Genomic DNA, 21,091 nt, shown 5'->3' with positions numbered 1-21,091 from the left:
GTTATTTTTTTAAATATATAACGCATGTGCATAGTGAGACTAAACATACTGATTATCCTCAGTTTTCTATTAATTCAATTGTCCTACGGACAAGATCTTTCTAGTCCCTTCAAAAGAGACACTACCAATAACAATGTCTTCAAGTTAGGCGAAGTGGTGGTAACTGCTGAACGAGAAAGAGCAATGGAATCAACACTTAGTAAAACTGACATCGAAACCTTTGCAAAAACGGATGTGTCACGTGCATTGAATGTATTGCCTGGAATAACGTTGTCAAATGTTGGACCCCGTAATGAGGCCATGATTTACCTACGTGGTTTTGATCTTCGGCAGGTACCGTTACTGATAGATGGTGTGCCGGTATATGTGCCATACGATGGTTATGCTGACCTAGGTCGTTTCACGACCTTTGATTTAGCAGAGATCAGTATTTCAAAAGGCTACACATCCGTTCTATATGGGCCTAACGCTATGGGTGGGGCCATCAATTTGATTACAAGAAAACCGGTAAGAAACTTCGAGCTGGATGCGGCTGCCGGTTGGTTGTCTGGTGGCTATCGTAGTAATTTGAACATTGGGAGTAATTTAGGAAAGTTTTATTTACAGGGAAGCCTCTCACGCCTAAAGAAGAATTTTTTTCCACTGTCGTCCAGCTTTGTGCCCCTTGCTACGGAAGACGGAGGCGCACGTGGAAATTCATATAGTAGAGATGATAAATATGCCATAAAAGTGGGCTATACTCCTAATAATCAATCAGAGTATGCATTAAGTTATAGCTATCAGCGAGGCGAAAAGGGTTCGCCGGTTTATGCAGGCAGCGATCCTATGAATAATTTACTCCGCCAGCCTCGCTACTGGCAGTGGCCCTATTGGGATAAGCAGAGTTTATATTTTATTTCCAATAATGTGATCGATAGCACGCAATATATAAAAACAAGGTTCTATTATGACATATTTAAGAATCAACTAAACTCTTATGATGACGGTAGCTATACCAGCATCACCAGACCTTATGCATTTAAAAGTCTTTATAATGACTATACCTTGGGTGGTATAACGGAGTATGGAAAAAGTTTATGGGCGGATAGGGAGCTTATAAAAGCAACCGTACAGTACAAACGAGATGTACACCGCGAACATAATGAAGGAGAACCTCAGCGCACCATGTCAGACCATACACTAACACTTGGATTGGAAAACACTTTTCATGTGACTACCGCACTTCAGTTGCTTACGGGTTTTAGCTATAATCATCGTGCGAGCATAGAAGCGCAGAACTACTTAAGCCGTACCGATGAAATAATAGATTATCCTTCTAATGCAAATAATGCCTATAACGTGCAGGGGGGATTGATTTATCAGTTGAGCAACAAACAAGCACTCAATTTGTCGATAGCCAGAAAAACAAGGTTGGCAACCACCAAAGATCGCTATTCATACCGTATGGGCACGGCTATACCGAATCCTGATCTTAATGCAGAATATACTGTTAACTATGAAATAGCGTATAATGGAAGTTTCTTGGATGCTGTTCAGGTAAATGCGGCTGTGTTCTATAGTGATATCCATAATACCATACTCAATATTAACAATGTGCAGTACGATCCTGAAACGGAAACATGGCTTAATCAATTGCAGAATGCCGGCGCTTCTCGTTATAAGGGTGTTGAGTTAGGCGCTAACTATGACCTGAATGCATGGCGTATCGGCGCTAACTACACTTATATTAAAATGGAAAATAAAACGAACCCCGAAATATATTTTATTAACGTTCCTACGCATAAGATTTTTGGCTATGCACAATATAGTTTCACACGCAATTTGTCTTTGCAGGGAAATGTAGAATATAATAGTGAACGATATAGTACAAGCTATGGAGCAAAAACGGGAGGCTTTACTTTGTTCAACCTAGGCGCTTCGGTACCTGTGTGGCAGAAGGTAAGTCTAGAAGCTGGGATCAATAATCTCACAGATAAAAATTATGCGTTGACGGAAGGATATCCGGAAGCTGGAAGAAATTATTTTGCAAATATTGTGTTCAGGTATTGATAAAAATATCCTATTGCTGAAGTTAAATGAGCAAGACTAAAAAAATACAAGGAGGTAAGGTGTACGTGTTTGCCACGCTCATTATCTTTTTGTTGCTCATGCAGAGTGCCTTTCATAATGTCGAACCACCGAATGAGCCTGTAAAGCTTAATTATCCCGCTTATTTTGGAAACAGAACCTATGAGAATCCAAAAAATCCGCTAACGAAGCAGGGAATAGCGTTGGGAAAAATGTTGTTTTATGAGAAAGCGCTTTCCGCAAATGGTAATATTTCTTGTGGTAGCTGCCATCAGCAAGACCGTGCATTTACAGATGGAAAAAGATTCAGTGAGGGAACGAATGGTAAACTGACAAGCCGCAACGCAATGGCGTTGGTTAATTTACTATGGGTGGATAATTTTTTTTGGGACGGGCGATCAAAGGGGTTGGAGAATCAGTCTTTGGTGCCTCTTACAGATCCGCATGAAATGGGGCAACAGCTAGATGTCTCAGCACGGAAACTTCAGTCTCTTACGAAATATCCCCCAAGGTTTAAGGAGGCATTTGGTACGGATAAAATTACTGGAGCATATATCACGTATGCATTGGCGCAATTTGAGCGGACCTTGATATCCGCAGATTCAAAGTATGATCAATATTTACAGGGAAAGTATCAGCCTGCAGCGTCTGAATTACGGGGGATCGATTTGTTTTTTGGTAATGATAAGGAACAAGAACCCTTAATGAGGCGAAGAACCTGCGGGCATTGCCATGGAGGGCCAAAAACGTTTTCGGAGCTTTTTCACAATAATGGTTTAGATAGCAGCTCTCAAGATTTGGGAAGAGCAATTTTTACGGGATTGGCCGCCGACAATGGAAGATTCAGGGTGGTTACGCTTCGGAATATTGCTTTGACAGCTCCCTATATGCACGATGGAAGATTTAAAACCCTCGAGGAAGTGATTGACCATTATAGCGACCATATCAGGGAAAGTGCTACACTGAGTCCTTTTTTGCGGGAAGCTATGGAAAATTCGAATAAAATAGGCTTTCAATTTACACGACAGGAGAAAGAAGATATCGTCAATTTTTTGCACCTTTTGACAGACAGCAGTTTTGTTAATAACCCGGCTTTTTCAGACCCTTTTAAATAATTAATACGATGATCCATATTTATGACAATTTTAATCAGCGGATAATAAGAAATATCTTTTTGATAATACCGCTTTTTTTGACAATAAGCATCGCTGTTGCGCAGGTAGAACCTTCTGTAATCGTCAAGGGCGAGGTACAGCGGCATCTTACTTTAGATACAACGGATCTACTTAAAATGAAACGGGTAAAGGCTACGCTCAACGATCGGGGCGGGGTATCTCACGTTTATGAAGGGGTGCCGATTACCAACATATTAGACTCCGCAGGCGTGACCTTGCATGGCCAGCTGAGGGGAGAAAACCTAAGTAAATATTTGCTTGTAAAATGTGGAGATGGTTATCAGGTATTGTTTTCATTAGCAGAATTGGATGAGTCGTTCACTGATAAGGTGGTGATACTAGCGGATAGGGTGGATGGCAAGTCGATTTCAGATGGTCGGGGTCCTTTCCGTTTGGTCGTGCCGGGAGAAAAAGTTCCGGCACGAAGCAGCTTTGAGGTTACTGCACTTATCATAGGATCTGCGAAAGACTAGATGACTTCGATTCATGAGTAAAGGTAAAGTGGCTCGCAAAGTACGATCTATAAATATTTCATATCGAAGAAGCCAAAGCTAGCAGTTGTGTTTTCACTACCATAAAAGTTCAAGCCCGGTCGTGGACTGCGGTCCCATTGGGGGAGGAAGTTTATGGAATACGGCTTACTATTGGTTGTAAGCTCATTCCACGTGGCCGATTGTTTCCAATATACGCTACAGGTAAAATCTGGAAGTACTTTCATTTTCAAGTAAACGGGAAGCTTTGCATCTTGCATTTGTTGTGCATTGAGCACCGTTTTTTTTCCGTCTTTTATGACCCAGAATTCTACTGTATCCTGTCGAGCGGTAATTCCGACGGAAGCCGACACATCTCCATAAAGTATTAATCCTTTGCTGGCGCCATTCGTGTTCAACACGGCCGTGCTCATTTCGTAATTTGACGTGTAGGGCCTCAGTGTAAGTGCAATGCCTGCCTGGTTTTGCTTTTCAAATTTTCCTGATAACGTTAGTTTTCCTTTGGTCTGATTAAATGTGGGCTGCATATTCCGAAAATCCCATTGCCAGAAAATGGATGGGTTTTCTTTTGAAAAGTCGGCGTTAAGGTGTTGAATGGGTGTTTTCGTCGCTATCTGCTTATCAAATTTTGGCCAACCATCATCCTTCCATGTTAACCCGGCAAGTAATGCTTCCCTACCGGTGAATATATTGTTCGCTTTATTATAAGCATGGTATATATAAAATGTTTTCCCCTGTTTATCTAGCACGAAAGTACCATGACCAGGGCATTTCCAACCATCGCGATCAGTAAGTATTGGGTTGCTATCACCGTCTTTATAAGGTCCGGTTATTGCACTTGCACGTGCTACCCGAACATTATAGTCACATGCTATACCACAGCATGCTCCTGCTGAATAGAAGAGATAATAGTATTGACCCTTTTTCAAAATACTTTGTCCTTCTATACCTACCCCTTGTGTATCTTTTAGCAAGCTAAACGGTTCTCCAGTGAGCGAAAGACCATCATCTGAAAGTTTACTGCCCAAGATTTCTATCGGTCTTTTATCTAATCCGTAGGCCTTCCAGGTAATATACAATTGTCCGTTATCGTTAAAGACGAAGGCGTCAATGGCTTCTTTTCCATATTCAATCAAAATGCCATGATCTTTAAATCCATGGTTGGGAAATTTGGAGGTTGCAACGCCAATGCAGGAAACACCATCGCTTTTTCTTCTGGCGGTATAATACACGTAATAGGTATTATTGTGGTAGTAATATTCGGGTGCCCAAAAAGATGACTTTGTCCACCCTGGTGCTTCTTCGAATAAAAAGCCTGTTTGCTGCCAATCGTTTAGATTCGTGGATTTAAAAATGGGAAAATGGGGTCCCCATTCACTTGATGTACCAATGGCGTAATAAGTATCACCGCTACGGATAATGGACGGATCGGCAAAGTCACCCGGGATATTCGCTGGAAGTGTTTGGGCAATGAGGGTTCCCCATATTTGGAAGCAGAAGAAAGTATATACTAGTAGGTGCTTTATGGTCATCTTATTATTGTTAAGTTTATTTTGTGGACGTAAAGATACTTTCTCTTGTTGAAAAGCTAAGGGTTTTTTGGGAATTATTCGTCAATTACTGAGATCATCGTTTTTAATACTTCTCTTAGTCTTTCTGACATCATCCTTCAATCTACCAAAGTAATAGTTCAAACTGAATTTACAGGATCTTAAATAATATTGGTTATTGCTTCGCTCGTAAAAATCTAATCCTGTGGTACCTGTATCAATCGTTCTGAATTTTTGAAAGGGATTATTCAATGTCAAGGTAATATCAAGCTTTTCTTTTATAAGTGCATGACTGCTACTGAAACTTGTATTAAGCTGTCGTTGGGTAATGGACTGAAAGGATTTGGATGCTGGCATCTTACCGATTATGTTCAGGTTTGCCGCCAATCTCCAAGTGGGCAATGGGCGATAACCACTGCTCACAGTAAAGTTATGATAAAGCCCCTCTGTTGTGGGAACGATATCACCCATCGATTTTACTTTTAAGTATGTTAAGTTGCCATTGAAGTTAATGTTTAGGTCTTTAGTTATTTTATAATCCAAGTATACATCGGTGACAAGGGCATTGCCCTTGCCGATGTTGGTGTAGGTGCTTTTTGTAATAGCGGTGGCTGGATCATACTGGTAGATTCTGAAATCGAGGTTACTGAAAAATGAATAGCCCAGTCCGATGTTTACGCTAAGCTTCCCATTATGGTTATATCCCAGGATTAAATTATTAATTGTGGAAGGACGCAGCTCGGGGTTTCCACTGAATGCGAGATTCGGGTTGCTACGGTCAGTGAAAGGGTTTAACCTGTTTATGCCGGGTCTTTTGAGCCTTTGCGAAAAACCTACGTTCAGATTATTGTCTCCTTTTAACGTTAGCCCAAATGCTATTGAAGGTACAATATGCAGGTAGTCCTGCGAAACATCACCGCCAACAAATGTTCGTTCGGCTCGAAGTCCTCCTTTTAACCCCCAATTTTTATTGGCATAGGCTAACGAAGTGTATGCCGACAACACATCTTGGGAAAGTGAAAAATCATTGTTTATGTTATTGGTAGCGCTGTAGGTATAATGGCTGACATTATCCCGAATGATGGCTTTCGCTCCTGACTCCAATCCCCACTTATTAAATTTATCAATATAATCGGTCTGGAAAGTATGTTCATTAGCATTTGCCAGATTTTCCTGAAAGAAACCTGTATACGGATAATTGATTTGATTGGTGAATTTCAGTGTATTATTGCTTTCATCTTCATAGTTTGCATATCGATAGGAAAAAGTAAAAGCTCTTCCTTTTTTAATTCTAGATCCAATCTGATAATTTAGTGTGAGGTCCATATTGTTACTGGGATTGTTGTAATCGTTTTGAAGCTGATAAGCTTGTAGCAGCGCAGTGGTATTGCTAAGCGTTGATCGTTGAAAGGCAAATTCATTGTTTTTTCTGCCACTTACATTAACCTGTGCTGATAATAACTGGACGTTATTGATTTCATAGCTCAGGTCTGTTCCTAAATAGCCTGTTCGGCCATCCGATTTTTGACTGCCTTGCTGACGGAGTGTTGTTGGAATTTCGTCTGTGGTATTCCTGAATAAGGCGTTAGCCGTTGCAGGTATTTTTGAAAGGGAACCTCCACCAAAAATTGAGACGATCAGCTTACTTGCTTTGAAGCTGAATGAACCGCCTATACCTGGGCCACCTGCGGGAAAATTTTCATTCAAGTTCAATGTTGCTTTATAACCATTTGCGGATTGTTTACTTGTAATGATATTGATGATTCCCGCGAAACCTTCTGCATCATATTTTGCCGGTGGGTTGGTGATTACCTGTATTTTTTCAATAGTGGAGGCAGGCATACTCCGGAGTACTTCTTTGGCATTATGTTCCAACATCCCCGAAGGTTTATCATTGATAAAAATTTTGAAACTTGTATTATTCTTTAACAGAATGTTTTGTTCTGCATCGAGCGACACAAAAGGTACTTTGCGCATTATTTCCAGCACATTACTTCCCTTGCTATCCGGATCTGCCTGCACATCATAAACCAATCGGTCTATTTCTTGTTTAACCAATGGTTTTGATCCGGTTACTGCTACCTCCTTCAACTGTTTAGCATCTTTGTTGAGGTTTAACGTCCCGATATCTATATCGCGCATAAGTGTATCTTGCAGCGTTAGTGGAATCATTTTATTGCCATAACCTAGGCTGATTACCTCTAGCTTATAATCTCCTTTTGGTAGGTGGTTGAAAATAAAAACGCCAGTGCTGTCACTGATGTTGCTGCGGATGATCTTATCTATCTGATTTTTAATAAGGATGGTTGCCCATCCGGTTGTTCTCTTGCTAAGGGAATCTACAATTTTTCCTTTTACTGAAAAATAGGAAGTTGTTGATTGTGCTTTTACCCGTTGGGTTAGAACCAATATGCTGCAAGCGGTAAGCAGCACGACCAGGTATTGTTTAAGAATCATTTTTTGGAGCGGTTTTAATATTCAGGAAACGGCAGGGCATAGCACTCCCATTAGCCTTGAAAGCTTTAATTTTTTGTGAAATAGATTAGTTTAAAGAAGTAGGATTAACCTTTTGCGCTACTCTTTTTTACCATCAGGTAATACAGGAGAAACCCCACAGCAAGGAATATCGTCTCTATCCCATAAGGTAGCGGCGATTCGAGGTCCCTCGCATCAGGAAGATAATGGATGGTCACCAGGCCGATACCCCCCAGTAGCAAAATGGTACCCCATTTGAGTGTCGCTGTCTTTTGGTCAAATGAAATGCTTAGCATTTTTAAGACTTCAGGGTCTGTCTGCCCTGTTTGGATCAACCTGTTTTTGAGAATAAAATTGAGGATCGCAACAACCAACATTAATGTAGTTACAAAAAAGGCGATGGAGATTAATATACTTTCTATATGTGCCATATCTTTAAATATTATATTTTTTTTAAATTAAATCAGTTGCCTAGTAGACAAGGGGAGGTTTCAAAATGTTGCAATCAACATTCTTTTTTTAAAACTAAGGTATAATTTCATAGCACTGCAACATTCCATGCTTTACTATTGTCTAATGTGCCATGTTACCTGAAGAGGAGTTAGTTACTAAAATATTAAAAGGGAATGCCAGCGCTTTCGAAGTATTGGTGAAACAATATGAAAGGCTGGTGCTTCACGTAACCTGTAAGCTGATCAAAAGGGATGAGGAGGTAATGGATGTTTGTCAAGAGGTATTTATTAAGGTCTACAAAGGGTTGGGAACGTTTAACTTTCAATCTAAGTTGAGTACTTGGATCGCTCGGATTGCCTATCTTACCTCACTTAGTCATTTGCAGAAGTATAAAGCAGAAAACATAAATAAGATAACATCCGATGGTTTGGAATTGGATAATTATCATTTTAGTGAAGATACTCCTGCAAAGTTATTGATAAAAAAAGATGTTTCGGCATATGTACAATACTTGATAGCCCAGTTACCTTTGTCGTATCGGACAGTGCTAACCTTGTATCATCTAGAGGAATTCAGTTACCTGGAGATACAAGAAATTACCGGAATGCCAGAGGGCACTGTGAAAAGCTACCTCGTCAGAGCGAGAAAATTATTGAAAGAAAAATTGATAGCATACTTGAAAAATGAATAATATGAGAAAGCCCGATAGAAATGAAATGACAGATCAGGAAATAGAGGCGGTACTTGTTGAGGCATTGAAGAAAGAACCGGAAATCAGTCTACCTTATGGTTTTGCCGCTATTGTTACCCGAAAGGTTTTTATCCAAACCAACTTGTTTGGAATATACGTTAAGGCATTGTTATTAGCTATCGGTATAGGTGCATTGGCAGGAATTGCTTTGTTCTTGTATCGGCCGAATTTAATGAATCCATTAATTTCCACTTTAATTGATATGAAATATGTTGTGCTATTTATTTTGGTGGTTGTTTGTCTTATTCAATATATAGATCAAAAAGTTGTACATAGGCATTTTGAGACGACTTGATCGTATCTGTTGAATAACTTAATCATAAGCTGAGAACTTATAAGGTGCTTCTGCTACCTTTATTAAATCCTTGAGTATTCATGCGGTTTCCTCGATAATGCTGCGCTAAAACTTTTTTCATTGGTTTTTGAGATATAATTTTACTTGCAGTTAAATCTGCCCCGTATTTTGTGAAATGATTCTCATCCGACATGTAAGGGATTACATCCTCCCCTGAAAGGTGTTTGACTGATTTTGAATTATAGATGTCTATGTATAGGTCTTTAAATTCCTGTTTGAGTAGATCATTTAAGATATACGAATCGTCGTCGATATAATTGGTTCGCAAGATTTTATTGTGTTCATATTCCAAGGCTGCAATAGATTCAAAGGGCATGGTATACGTTTCGTTCTGACCGACTATCACTGCCTTAAGGTTCAGCTCTTGAAGGTAATTAATGGTATTCCTTAAGTCTTTTATCAGTTGTTCTTTGTTTTCGACTTCACCTATCCAGTTTCCACTGATAATAATGCCATCGATCAGATCTGCATTGTTTTTAATATAGTCTTTATATATATAATTTATAATATCTACACAGTCATTATTACCGTCCGCATTGATCAGCGGTAAGCACCCGGTGGCGGAAGCTTGATTTAAATGAATTCCTTTCCGCTCAAAAAGCTCTCTTAATGACTGTGAGAGGTGTGCGGCATGGCTGTCTCCTATAAGAAGAAAATTCTTCTTGTTGGGTTCAAGTTCCAAACAACGCTCTTTATCAATACCCTTTCCTGCAAAATAGGAGGATATGAAACAGCAACCGGTATTGAATTGTTTTTTGCGCTCATCACGATGATTTGCAGTATACGTTGAAATTTGAACGGTTCGAGGTTTGAAAATACCTTCATTTAGGCTGTAGGATGAAAGAACTAGTGTAGAAGTGCAAGCAACTACAACAGTCGCTACTACGTATTTGCTAGATTGAAAACGAATGGATTCAATATAGGTGTAAGACACATAGGCTAAAATAAAGGAAATGATTAACAGCAATACGGTAAACGTAAAGCTTGATTGTATACCAAGGTAGTTTGCAGTGACAAAAACGGGCCAATGCCATAGATATAAAGAATAGGACATTTTTCCAAGATATTGAAAGGCATATAGCTTTAGAAAAGAAAATTGATTCTGATTGGCCAGAATGACTAAAAATGTTCCAAAGACGGGTATCAGTGTGTATATATCCGGCCAGTTTAAATTGGAATTTAAAAAAATTAAGCATGCAGCAAGAACCGTATATCCTATAAAAGCAATTCCTTTTTTATATCGCTTTAAGTGGTCTTCTGCTAAGTAAGCGATTCCTCCTGCAATCATTTCCCAAGATCTGGTAGGTAATAGATAAAAGGAAGCCTGCGGATTGATTCGGGTGAAATAGCGTGTGATAATAAAGATGATTACAGAACTGATGATAAAGAAAAGCAAGTAATGATGTTTATTAAACTTAAATACTTTATTTAAAAGAACCAATATTATAGGTAGTATTAAGTAAAACTGCCACTCCACTGATAATGACCAGGTATGTAATAAAGGGTTTAGTTCAGAAGATGGATCGAAGTAACCACTGCTTTGCCAGTATAAAATATTTGAAACGAATAGTAAACTTGCTGTTGAATTTTTTGCAACGTATTGGTAATCGGAAGGTAGAAGAATGAAAAAATCGACAATTAACAGTGTCAGTACCATGAATATTAGCGCAGGAACGATGCGTCTAATTCGCTTGCTATAAAAATCTCGGAAGGTAAAGGTGTTTTTTAGAATGGCTTCGATAACAATTTTTGTCATGAGATAACCAGAAATGACATAGAATATATCAACGCCCGAAAAGCCACCATCAAAATAAGGAACTTTAAAATGGTAAAGTATTACGCCTATAACAGCTATGGCTCTTAGCGCATTTATGTCGTATCTAAATTTCATATTTAAATATTTAATTGTGTATTAAGTGTATGATTTTGATTACGAAGTACTTCATTAAAGACAGATTTTGATGGTTTTTTGCTAGAAATAATAGAGTAGTTACTTACTATAATGATCACTTATTATGTCAGTCTAGCTAAATATAAATAAATATATTTTTATTATGTTTTAATGTAATCATCTTTAAAACAGTTGTTTACATTTTTTTTGTGCGTGTAGGATATTACCCTAATTTAATTAAAAAAATGAAAAAATCCAGTTCCGTTCGGCGGGCTAACTCTTCTTGTTTCCCGAGAAAATTACACATCTGAACAAATCTCAGAGAATAGTTAACGTAACTTTATGGAGGTAGTAGGTGTATATGAAAATAAGATTATTAAATTTATAAAAACAAAAAGAATATGGAAAGCTTAAAAAAAGAAGACATAAAGCAGGAAGTTTTCGACCTATATGATGATTATGCGCATAGCCGTATAACGCGGCGCGATTTTATGCAAAGACTTTCAATCTATGCAGTTGGTGGCGTTACAGTAACCTCGCTGATGAGTTTTTTAGTCCCCGATTATCAAGATGCTATTCAGATAAAAGCAGACGATCCCCGAATCACTTCAAGCTATATCAGCTATCCCTCACCAAAAGGCGGTGGAACCATCAAAGCTCTTTTATGCATGCCTAAAGGAAACCAGAAGAAACTCGGAGGTATTGTAGTTGTGCACGAGAATAGGGGCCTCAATCCACACATAGAAGATGTAGCAAGAAGAGCAGCACTGGCAGGATTTGTTAGCCTGGCGCCCGATGCTTTAAGTCCCTTAGGTGGTTATCCGGGTAATGATGATGATGGCCGTACGCTACAGAGTAAACGGGATAGAAATGAAATGCTCGAAGATTTTATAGCAGGATTTGAATACCTGAAAACAAATGAGTTCTGTAATGGCAAAGTAGGTGTAGTTGGTTTCTGCTTTGGCGGCTGGATTGCTAATATGATGGCCGTTCAGGTTCCCGACTTAGCGGCAGCAGTTCCTTTTTACGGTGGCCAACCGCCTATAGAAGATGTGCTGCAAATAAAAGCGCCTCTTTTATTGCATTATGCGGAACTCGATACCCATGTAAACGAAGGATGGCCAGCCTACGAAAAAGCGTTGAAGGAAAATCGTAAAGAATACACTTCTTTTATGTATGCAAATGCAAACCATGGTTTTCATAACGATACGACGCCACGATATGATAAAGAGGCGGCACAATTGGCCTGGCAGCGAACTGTTGATTTTTTTGCACAGAAGCTCAAACCAATGTAATATATGAACGAAAATGAAGAGGTAGTGAACAGCTATTTTAGTCTGTTGGATAAACATTTAGATAATCTAGTGAACGGAACAGAGGGAACGATGCTGGAACTTAATCAAATAGCCGCTTTGTTAAATTTATCGCATAAAAAGCTCATAACAATCGTTAGAATAAGCTTGGGTAATCATCCTTGCCACTTTTACGATCAGAAAATTTTGGAGAAAGCGAAACAGTTATTGATAGAATCGGATTGGCCGGTAGCTAAGATCGCTTTAAGGTTGACCTACGATCCTTCTAATTTTTCAAAATTTTTTAAGAAGTATACCGGCGAAACGCCGGGAGCGTTTAGAGGGAAATATAGGACCGATACGAAAATTAATTTAAAGAAAGCGAAAAGTTCACCATAGACCCTGAAAAATTATTGATGAACTTTGTAGTACATCTATATTAAAATGTTAAAATTATGGCGAGAAACGATTTAAATGGAAAAGTAGTATTGATTGCTGGCGGGGCAAAAAACCTCGGTGGTCTTTTAAGTAGAGATATTGCAAAAAAAGGGGCTAAAGTGGCGATCCACTATAATAGCAGCAGTACAAAAGCGGAAGCTGAGAAGACCTTGGCGGAGATTCAAAGCGCCGGCGGCGAAGCGTTCCTATATCAGGCAGACCTGACAAATATTGAAAATATCAAAAAACTTTTTGATGAAACGAAGAATCGGTACGGGGGGATCGATATAGCGATCAATACAGTTGGCCGTGTATTGAAGAAACCATTTGCGGAAACTACTGAGCAAGAATATGACGGTATGTTCGATATCAATGCTAAGGTTGCCTATTTCTTCATTCAGGAAGCGGGAAAACAGTTGAATGAGAATGGCAAAATATGTACCATTGTAACCTCATTATTGGCAGCATTTACTGGTTATTATTCTACTTATGCAGGTGCTAAGGCTCCGGTAGAAGATTTTACAAGGGCAGCGTCCAAAGAATTTGGAAAGCGCGGCATCTCCGTTACCGCTGTTGCACCGGGGCCAATGGATACGCCGTTCTTCTACGGACAAGAAAGTGAGGATGCTGTTGCTTATCATAAATCAGCGTCTGATCTCGGTGGACTGACTAAGATTGAGGATATTGCTCCTTTAATAGAGTTTTTGGTAACCGATGGATGGTGGATTACCGGACAAACTATTTTTGCAAACGGGGGCTACACTACCCGATAGTTTTCTAAACTAATTACGCATTAAACTGAATAGGTGGATGGGTTGTCTTGATATTAAGGCAATCTATCCGCTTTTTTGTTATAGGACTTCTCACTATACTTTTAGTCTTCAGCGATTGCACTTTTTTAACCTTAGCGCATGGCATAAATGATTGATTTGCATAAAGAATTGTGGATAAAAGAAAGTATTCTCTATTTTTGGATACGGTCTTATGAAAGGAGAGCAGGCTGCTTTCTTCTCTGATACCATAGGAAGCGTTTTCCAATACCTAAAATGATGATTCAATGGCAAGTGAAGCCTTAACAAATAATTATTACGGATGAAAAAAAAACTTCGGAGCCAGGAATGGTTTGGGAAAAAGGGTAAAGATGGATTTATCTACCGAGCCTGGATGAAAAACCAAGGCATTCCCAATGATGAATTTCTAGGTAAGCCTGTTATCGGTATTTGCAATACATGGTCGGAGCTTACTCCGTGTAATGCGCACTTTAGAGAATTAGCAGAATCAGTAAAAAGGGGTATAATCGAAAGCGGTGGTTTACCGCTTGAATTTCCGGTAATGTCTTTGGGAGAAACACTTATTAAGCCTACCGCCATGCTTTATCGGAATTTAGTAAGTATGGATGTTGAAGAATCCATCCGCGCCAATCCTTTAGACGGGGTGGTACTGATGTGTGGATGTGATAAAACTACTCCAGCGCTGGTGATGGGGGCTTGCAGCGTAGATATACCATCTATCGTTGTTTCCGGTGGTGCGATGTTAACAGGCAAGTATGAGGGGAGAAATATCGGCACGAGCGATATATGGCGATTTTCAGAAAGCGTCCGTTCGGGAATAATGACGGAAGAAGAATTGAACTTGGCAGAGGCGGGGATGTGCCGTAGCCGTGGCCATTGCGCCGTCATGGGAACGGCTTCTTCTATGGCCTGTATGGTGGAGGCACTAGGACTTTCCCTGCCGGGAAATGCGGCAATACCAGCGGCAGATTCCAATAGGAAAGTGCTTGCACAGCTAACGGGTAGACGCATTGTAGAAATGGTAAAGGAAGACCTGAAGCCTTCAACGATACTTACCAGACAAGCTTTTGAAAACGCCATTAAAGTAAATGCTGCCATAGGAGGTTCAACCAATTTTGTTATCCATCTTCTGGCAATTGCAGGTAGGGTTGGGATTCCTTTATGTATGGAGGACTTCGATCATCTTTCTGATAACATACCATTAATAGCGAATCTGCAACCTTCAGGTGAATATTTTATGGAAGACCTTTATTATGCCGGTGGGTTGCCCGCTGTCATGAAAGAGATAAAAAAAATCCTTCATGTAGATTGTATTACATCGAATGGTAAAACAATTGAAGAGAATTTAATTTATGCAAAAACCTTAAATAAATCTGTCGTTTCTTCTGTTGAAAATCCCTTTAAAAAGCATTCTGGTATCGCTGTTTTAAAAGGAAACCTCTGTGAGTTTGGGGCGATTATTAAACCATCTGCTGCCGACCCCTATCTGATGCAACACACGGGTAGAGCAATCGTCTTCGAAAATATCGAAGATTATAAATTACGTATTGACGATCCGGAACTTCCAGTGGATGAAAATAGCGTGCTGGTCTTAAAAAATGTCGGACCAAAGGGTTATCCCGGTATGCCGGAGGTTGGTAACATGGGCCTGCCGAAAAAACTACTTGAAAAAGGCATAACAGATATGGTGAGAATTTCTGACGGTAGAATGAGCGGAACGGGTTTTGGTACGGTCATTTTGCATGTTTCTCCTGAAACAGCTGATAATGGGGTGATTGCGATAGTACAGGATGGTGATCTGATCCAATTAGATGTGGCAAAACGTCAACTTAATCTTTTGGTAGAAAAGGAAGAAATAGCAAGGCGTCGGACGGCTTTAGCCGCCATTCCAAATCCTTTTTCAAGGGGATATGTACGCCTGTTTGTTGAGCATGTAGAGCAGGCTCATCTTGGCGCTGATTTTGACTTTCTAAAGGGTGGTTCTGGAAGTGAGGTTTCCCGTGATTCACATTAACGACAGTGCTAATCAAGTTTAAATGTTTATATGAGACAAGAATTTACAGATAAAACAGCCATCGTTACGGGGGCCGGACAGGGAATAGGTTTTGAAATTTGTAAACAATTGGCGGCGGAAGGTGCCACCGTTTTTTTAAATGATATTGATGAAGAATTGGCAAAGGAAGCTGCTTTGCGTATCCGAAAAGAGGAGGGCGATTGTTATGCATATCCAGGTGATTCCAGCAATCTTAGTCTGATTCAAAATATGATTACAACCGCAGTAAATCAATGTGGTAGTGTTGATATTGTGATAGCAAATGCAGGAATTACACTATTTGGTGATTTTTTTACTTATCCTGCATCTTCGTTAATGAGTGTATTGAAGGTGAATCTTGCAGGCACATTTTTTCTTGCGCAGGCGGCGGCCAATCAAATGAAAAAACAAAAATCTGGCGGTTCAATCTTATTTACTTCTTCTGTAACCGGACATCAAGCGCATAAAGATTTAGCGGCTTACGGTATGTCGAAAGCAGCACTGGAAATGCTTGCAAAAAGCTTGGTGCTGGAACTCTCCCCATTCCATATAAATGTTAATACAATTGTACCGGGCGCTACACTCACGGAGCGCACAACAGATGACCCAAATTATCGAGCACAATGGTCTGAAATAACACCAATGGGTAGACCTGCTTATACAATTGATATTGCAAATGCGGCGCTGTTTCTGGTGTCTGATAAAGCGAAACATATTACTGGGCAAAGTCTGATCATTGACGGCGGATGGACGGCAATAAGTCCCCCTCCTAAAGGGTGAAAAATCTACACAATTTACCACGATGGATAAAAATCACTTTAGGTTCATGATCGTTTCATTGTTATTAAAAAACAAAAAATAAAGAGATGGAAAAAAGAGTTTTTTTAAAGATGTCATCAGTTTTGATCGCTGGCGCGGCCGTTGCTCCTATTTCAGGGTGTTTGTCTCCACAAGAAACACGATTGAAGAATTGGGCAGGAAACATTGAATATAGTACAGACAATGTCTATTACCCTGAAAATATTGACGAAGTTAAAGACATCGTAAAAAAATGTAAGAAGCTTCGGGTATTAGGCTCGAAGCATTCTTTTAACAGAATAGCCGATAGTGATGATAATCAAATTTCATTGGAGCACTTAAACAAGGTAATATCTCTTGATGAATCCAATCATACAGTAACTGTTGAAGGAGGTATCCGATATGGAGAACTTGCACCGTATCTACATCAGCATGGATATGCGCTTCAAAACTTAGCTTCTTTGCCACATATCACTATTGCGGGAGCGGTTGCAACGGCCACACATGGTTCGGGTGTAGCTGTTGGTAATTTGGCTACTGCCGTTTCGGGCATTGAATTTATCAATGCTGATGGAGAACAGATTCAACTGACAAGAAAAGATAATCCCGATGAATTCTACGGCGCTGTGGTTGGCCTCGGAAGTTTAGGTGTTGTTACTAAACTGACACTTGACTTGCTACCGACCTTTGAGATGACACAGGTAATTTACATGAACCTGCCCATGCATGCATTGGAAAAGAATATGCTCGCAATCTTATCCAGCGGATATAGCGTCAGTCTCTTTACAAATTGGGCCGACAAAAATGTTAGTGAGGTATGGTTGAAAGAACGTGCGGAAAATAAGGTAAAAGCAACGATTCTACCAGATTTCTATGGGGCTAAAGCGGCAACCGAAAATGTGCATCCGGTAATAGCACAATCGGCTGAAACGGTAACAGATCAAATGGGGATTCCCGGACCCTGGTATGAACGGATGCCGCATTTTAAGATGGGGTTTAAGCCTAGCACGGGAAAGGAACTTCAGTCTGAGTATTTTGTTGGAATCGAACATGCTTATGAGGCAATGATGGTTATTGAAAAGCTTCATGAGAAAATCACACCACACTTGTTTATTACCGAGATTAGAACGGTAAAAGGTGATGATCTTTGGATGAGTCCATGTTATAAAAAAGATTGTGTTGCTTTTCATTTTACCTGGAAACAGGAGATCGAAGAGGTAAATGCTATCATTCCATTAATTGAGGAAGCCTTAACGAAATTCAAACCCCGGCCGCACTGGGCAAAAGTTTTTATGATGTCGCCAACTGTACTACAATCGCGCATTGAGAAACTGCCAGATTTCAAAAAACTTCTTTTAAAGTATGATCCAAATGGGAAATTTCGTAATGAGTTTATAAATAAGAATTTATATGGTTAAAACGATAGGTAAAAGAATGGTTAACCTTACTTCTTGCTTATTCCGATTGTGGAGACTTTATAGGTTTACGTGTTGCAACGACTGATTTATAACTTACCGCTAGTCTGGCAATGATTAAAGTAACTCCTATAGCTGGTACAAAAATCCATATATTTAATCCGATATTTTAAATATGGCCATTTTACTGTCTTCTGGAAACTATTTCGGCATAGAGAAAAAATACAATGAACATCCATTGTTCAAATTGAATATTACGCATTATGCATCTTTTGAGCAGATCCACGAACATTATCATGAAAATGCTTACCTCAGCCTGTTGATTAAGGGGAGGTATCAAGAAATTAATAAACGTAGTGACGGCATCCTGAATCCTGGAGAAGTGATTCTCCGTCCTTCCGGGTACACGCATGCTAATATCTTCCCCGAAACTGGGGGCAGTTGTATGAACGTTGAGTTTAAGAATGATTCATTGAATGCTTATGGGATCAAACAGGTATTACCTGAAAGAGCAACTACTTACAAAGCAGGAGCTTTTACATATCTTTATAAGCTGCTTTACTTTCTTAGCAAAGATCTTAATGTTGAATTATCTGAAGAATACATTTTCAATTGGTTGGCAGAAAACCAGCATTACACCATTCCTTCACGGTTATTATGGATTCCAAAGGTTAAGAAGATCCTTGAAACGGAACTGGAAACCCAACATACACTAAACGCTATTTCTGAGCGGGTCTTTGTGCATCCCATTTATCTGGCAAGGGCATTTCGAGTGCGTGAAGGCCTTACTCTTGGAGAATACAAGTTAAGGTTGCGGGTGAAAAAATCGATAGAGCTGCTGTTCTGTACAAAGCTTTCTATTTCTGAAATTGCCTATTCAGTCGGGTTCTCTGATACGGCACATTTCATCAAATCTTTCCGTCTCTATTATCCAACCTCTCCCCATAAGTTCCGATCTATTTTAAAAAGTTAATCTGATACAATTTTTCTATTAGCCATATTCCTTCCTTTGTACAAAAAGTATGAGGTACAAAACCAGCAATAGAAATATCCTCTTATGTTGCTTTTTAGTATTTAGCAATATAGGATACGCGCAAAAAAATCTTCAGTATCAAATGAAGGTAAACGTGGATTTAGCAAAACACCTTTTTGCAGTTAAGGGTACGTTGTCTTTTCTAACAGCTCCTTATTCCGCAGATTCGGTAGATATTGTTATCAGTAAAGGAAGTACAGCCCCCGTGATCAGGTTACTGAACACTGATGTTAAGATAAGCAAAACAGATACTTCCCATAATACGTCTGGTGATGTTGTTTATCATCTCAAATTCTCCAGAAGCTTAGCCCCCGAAAGCCCACTGGAATTTGATTATCAATATGAGCGTGGAGCCGTCCGCAGCTTTCAATATTTCATAGACAGCACCTTTTGTATGGCAGGGGGATATGGTTCAGCATGGTATCCCCAACTGAATTCCCTATCTGAAGATGGTAGTAAAAAATATACAAGAGGTACAGGAACTATCAGTGTCACTATTGCTTCTGATTTAACTGCAGTAATGGCTGCTAGTACTTCAAAAACGACGATTAATACTGGAAGTAAAACGATGAAGTTTACTTATACACAGCCAGACATCTTCTCTTTATATATTGGGAATTATATTATGCATCATTATCAAGGAATCGTTCCTTTTTATGCCTACACCTTAGCCGATACGCCTTATAACGAAGAAGTATCTATAAAATCAGAGCAGGTACTCTCTTTCCTTAGCACACAGTTCGGGCCGTTAAAAATTCCCAGTTTCAGCATCATAGAATTCCCAGAACATGTTTCTGAACAGACAGGTATTGGTGGTGCGAGCTTACTTGGTGGAATCCTGATGCCTAGCAGTGCAATCGGAAGATTTAATTATGCCTTGTTTGGGCATGAGCTCGCTCATCAATGGTGGGGAAATCTGGTTATGGCAAAGGGAAAAAAAGGAGAGGCTATGCTTTCGGAAGGAATGGCGCAATATGGATCGCTTCAGGTTGTCCATCATTTTGACGCTGGACGCGCTATCGATTATCGTAAAAAGGGTTATCCTGGTTATATTCGTGATCAGTGCGGTTTTGGTTATTTGAAAAATGCGGCTGCTGGAAATGACGAACCCTTAACGTATTTAACTGGTAGTAATGATCACATCATTGCTGATAGCAAAGGTTTTTTGGTGTTGGAATTACTGTCAGAAACAATAGGCAAGCAAAAGTTCAACAAGGCACTTCATCAGATCACGGCTAGGTATCAAAAATCTGGCCTCAGCTGGGAAAACTTTACATCGGAGATCAGTCAGGCTCATGGCGGTAAGCTAGATTGGTTTTTCAATCAATGGTTTGAGCAAACAGGCGTTCCAGAATGGAAAACTGAATGGGAGCAAAGACAAAACGACGTATTGCTGACCATCACACAAATAAGCAACAACTATAAGTTCCCACTAGAGCTGCTAATCACCTATGAAAATGGAGAAAGTACCATAAAAGAAGTGGAGATTAGCAAAGCATTCAGCAGTATAAAAATTCCAGTACAGCGAAAAGTGATTTCGGTCAAGACCGATCCATATTTTAAAGTGATCCATTGGGATGAGGAGATGAAACCCGCGGCAATAGCAATGAGTAAAATATCAACCGTGGAAAAACTTCGTATAGAACAGAAATATGATGCCGCTGAAAAATTAGCACGCACATATATCGATACCTTATCGAAAACAGACAGGTATGGCGTTGAATTCTCTCTTTTATATATTTTGGGGCGGATGAAAGGTAATCAGAAGAAATCTGCTGAAGCACTTGATTACTATATGAAAGCTATTAAATGTGCGGTTAGGAACACCGATTACCTTGCATATACCTATTACAGAATAGCACAGATTGCGGCACAGAAAAAGGATCAGGAGTTATTCAATTGGGCGGTTCAAAACGCTTTAAAAGCTGATAAACAGAATAATGGGGTTGATCATATTCAGACGATGACAGATCGCTTGTCTTTTTAACTAGCTGTTTTCGCTTCCTGGAATAATACGAGCGCGCGGGTTTATTACGCTCGCCCGATATGCGGCTATAGACCCAACAGATAAAATGCAGCTGCAA

At 39.6% G+C, this 21,091-nt stretch carries 17 protein-coding genes; 13 read left to right on the top strand and 4 right to left on the bottom strand.

All coding sequences use genetic code 11. From position 1 onward, the window contains the following. Window positions 1–24: 24 nt before the first annotated feature. The 3 genes from BMY50_RS14285 to BMY50_RS14275 are packed head-to-tail and all read left to right on the top strand — an operon-like array spanning window position 25 to window position 3,715. Window positions 25–2,049, top strand: a complete 2,025-nt coding sequence (locus BMY50_RS14285) for a TonB-dependent receptor plug domain-containing protein (RefSeq protein WP_202907847.1) — start codon at window positions 25–27, stop codon at window positions 2,047–2,049. 26 nt (window positions 2,050–2,075) lie between these two features. Beyond that, the gene (locus BMY50_RS14280) at window positions 2,076–3,182 is read left to right on the top strand and encodes a cytochrome-c peroxidase (protein WP_093325608.1); all 1,107 of its coding nucleotides are present in this window, start codon (window positions 2,076–2,078) and stop codon (window positions 3,180–3,182) included. Window positions 3,183–3,190: 8 nt separating this feature from the next. Then, entirely contained in the window at window positions 3,191–3,715 is a 525-nt protein-coding gene (locus BMY50_RS14275) for a molybdopterin-dependent oxidoreductase (protein WP_202907846.1), read from the top strand. Window positions 3,716–3,762: 47 nt separating this feature from the next. Here the strand turns inward: BMY50_RS14275 and BMY50_RS14270 are convergent, their stop codons facing one another. The 3 genes from BMY50_RS14270 to BMY50_RS14260 form a co-directional block, all read right to left on the bottom strand. Next, complete coding sequence (locus BMY50_RS14270; protein ID WP_093325604.1) at window positions 3,763–5,265, bottom strand: glycoside hydrolase family 43 protein; 1,503 nt, start codon at window positions 5,263–5,265, stop codon at window positions 3,763–3,765. An 81-nt stretch (window positions 5,266–5,346) separates the two neighbouring features. Then, window positions 5,347–7,740 carry an outer membrane beta-barrel family protein gene (locus tag BMY50_RS14265; protein WP_093325600.1) on the bottom strand — a complete coding sequence of 798 codons (2,394 nt, stop codon included), beginning with the start codon at window positions 7,738–7,740 and terminating at the stop codon, window positions 5,347–5,349. A gap of 104 nt (window positions 7,741–7,844) precedes the next feature. Next, window positions 7,845–8,189, bottom strand: a complete 345-nt coding sequence (locus BMY50_RS14260; RefSeq protein ID WP_202907845.1) for a hypothetical protein — start codon at window positions 8,187–8,189, stop codon at window positions 7,845–7,847. A 152-nt stretch (window positions 8,190–8,341) separates the two neighbouring features. Between BMY50_RS14260 and BMY50_RS14255 the strand changes: the two genes are divergently transcribed. Beyond that, on the top strand, window positions 8,342–8,902 hold the full coding sequence (locus BMY50_RS14255) for an RNA polymerase sigma factor (protein ID WP_093325597.1): 561 nt from the start codon (window positions 8,342–8,344) through the stop codon (window positions 8,900–8,902). 1 nt (window position 8,903) lies between these two features. Continuing rightward, on the top strand, window positions 8,904–9,257 hold the full coding sequence (locus BMY50_RS14250; RefSeq protein ID WP_139202263.1) for a hypothetical protein: 354 nt from the start codon (window positions 8,904–8,906) through the stop codon (window positions 9,255–9,257). Window positions 9,258–9,294: 37 nt separating this feature from the next. Here BMY50_RS14250 and BMY50_RS14245 read toward each other — a convergent pair whose 3' ends face one another. Continuing rightward, window positions 9,295–11,208 (bottom strand): acyltransferase family protein, encoded by a 1,914-nt coding sequence (locus BMY50_RS14245; protein WP_093325593.1) that lies wholly within the window; start codon window positions 11,206–11,208, stop codon window positions 9,295–9,297. 401 nt (window positions 11,209–11,609) lie between these two features. On the opposite strand from BMY50_RS14245, the gene BMY50_RS14240 reads away from it, so the two are divergent. The 8 genes from BMY50_RS14240 (at window position 11,610) to BMY50_RS14205 (ending at window position 20,994) form a co-directional block, all read left to right on the top strand. Beyond that, window positions 11,610–12,503 (top strand): dienelactone hydrolase family protein, encoded by an 894-nt coding sequence (locus tag BMY50_RS14240; protein WP_093325591.1) that lies wholly within the window; start codon window positions 11,610–11,612, stop codon window positions 12,501–12,503. Between the two features lie 3 nt (window positions 12,504–12,506). Next, a complete protein-coding gene (locus BMY50_RS14235) occupies window positions 12,507–12,899 on the top strand; it encodes a helix-turn-helix domain-containing protein (RefSeq protein WP_093325588.1) in 393 nt (130 codons plus the stop codon). Window positions 12,900–12,955: 56 nt separating this feature from the next. Continuing rightward, the gene (locus tag BMY50_RS14230) at window positions 12,956–13,711 is read left to right on the top strand and encodes an SDR family oxidoreductase (protein WP_093325585.1); all 756 of its coding nucleotides are present in this window, start codon (window positions 12,956–12,958) and stop codon (window positions 13,709–13,711) included. 319 nt (window positions 13,712–14,030) lie between these two features. Next, on the top strand, window positions 14,031–15,743 hold the full coding sequence (locus BMY50_RS14225) for an IlvD/Edd family dehydratase (RefSeq protein WP_093325582.1): 1,713 nt from the start codon (window positions 14,031–14,033) through the stop codon (window positions 15,741–15,743). 30 nt (window positions 15,744–15,773) lie between these two features. Next, window positions 15,774–16,541, top strand: a complete 768-nt coding sequence (locus BMY50_RS14220; protein ID WP_093325580.1) for an SDR family NAD(P)-dependent oxidoreductase — start codon at window positions 15,774–15,776, stop codon at window positions 16,539–16,541. 86 nt (window positions 16,542–16,627) lie between these two features. Beyond that, window positions 16,628–17,977 (top strand): FAD-binding protein, encoded by a 1,350-nt coding sequence (locus tag BMY50_RS14215; protein ID WP_093325578.1) that lies wholly within the window; start codon window positions 16,628–16,630, stop codon window positions 17,975–17,977. 172 nt (window positions 17,978–18,149) lie between these two features. Then, a complete protein-coding gene (locus BMY50_RS14210) occupies window positions 18,150–18,947 on the top strand; it encodes a helix-turn-helix domain-containing protein (protein WP_093325576.1) in 798 nt (265 codons plus the stop codon). Between the two features lie 49 nt (window positions 18,948–18,996). Then, entirely contained in the window at window positions 18,997–20,994 is a 1,998-nt protein-coding gene (locus tag BMY50_RS14205; RefSeq protein WP_093325573.1) for a M1 family aminopeptidase, read from the top strand. Window positions 20,995–21,091: the final 97 nt, after the last annotated feature.

Source organism: Olivibacter domesticus (assembly GCF_900109575.1).
GTDB lineage: Bacteria > Bacteroidota > Bacteroidia > Sphingobacteriales > Sphingobacteriaceae > Olivibacter > Olivibacter domesticus.
The sequence above is the reverse complement of the archived record's forward strand: the minus strand, read 5'-3'. Positions and strand labels throughout refer to the sequence as shown.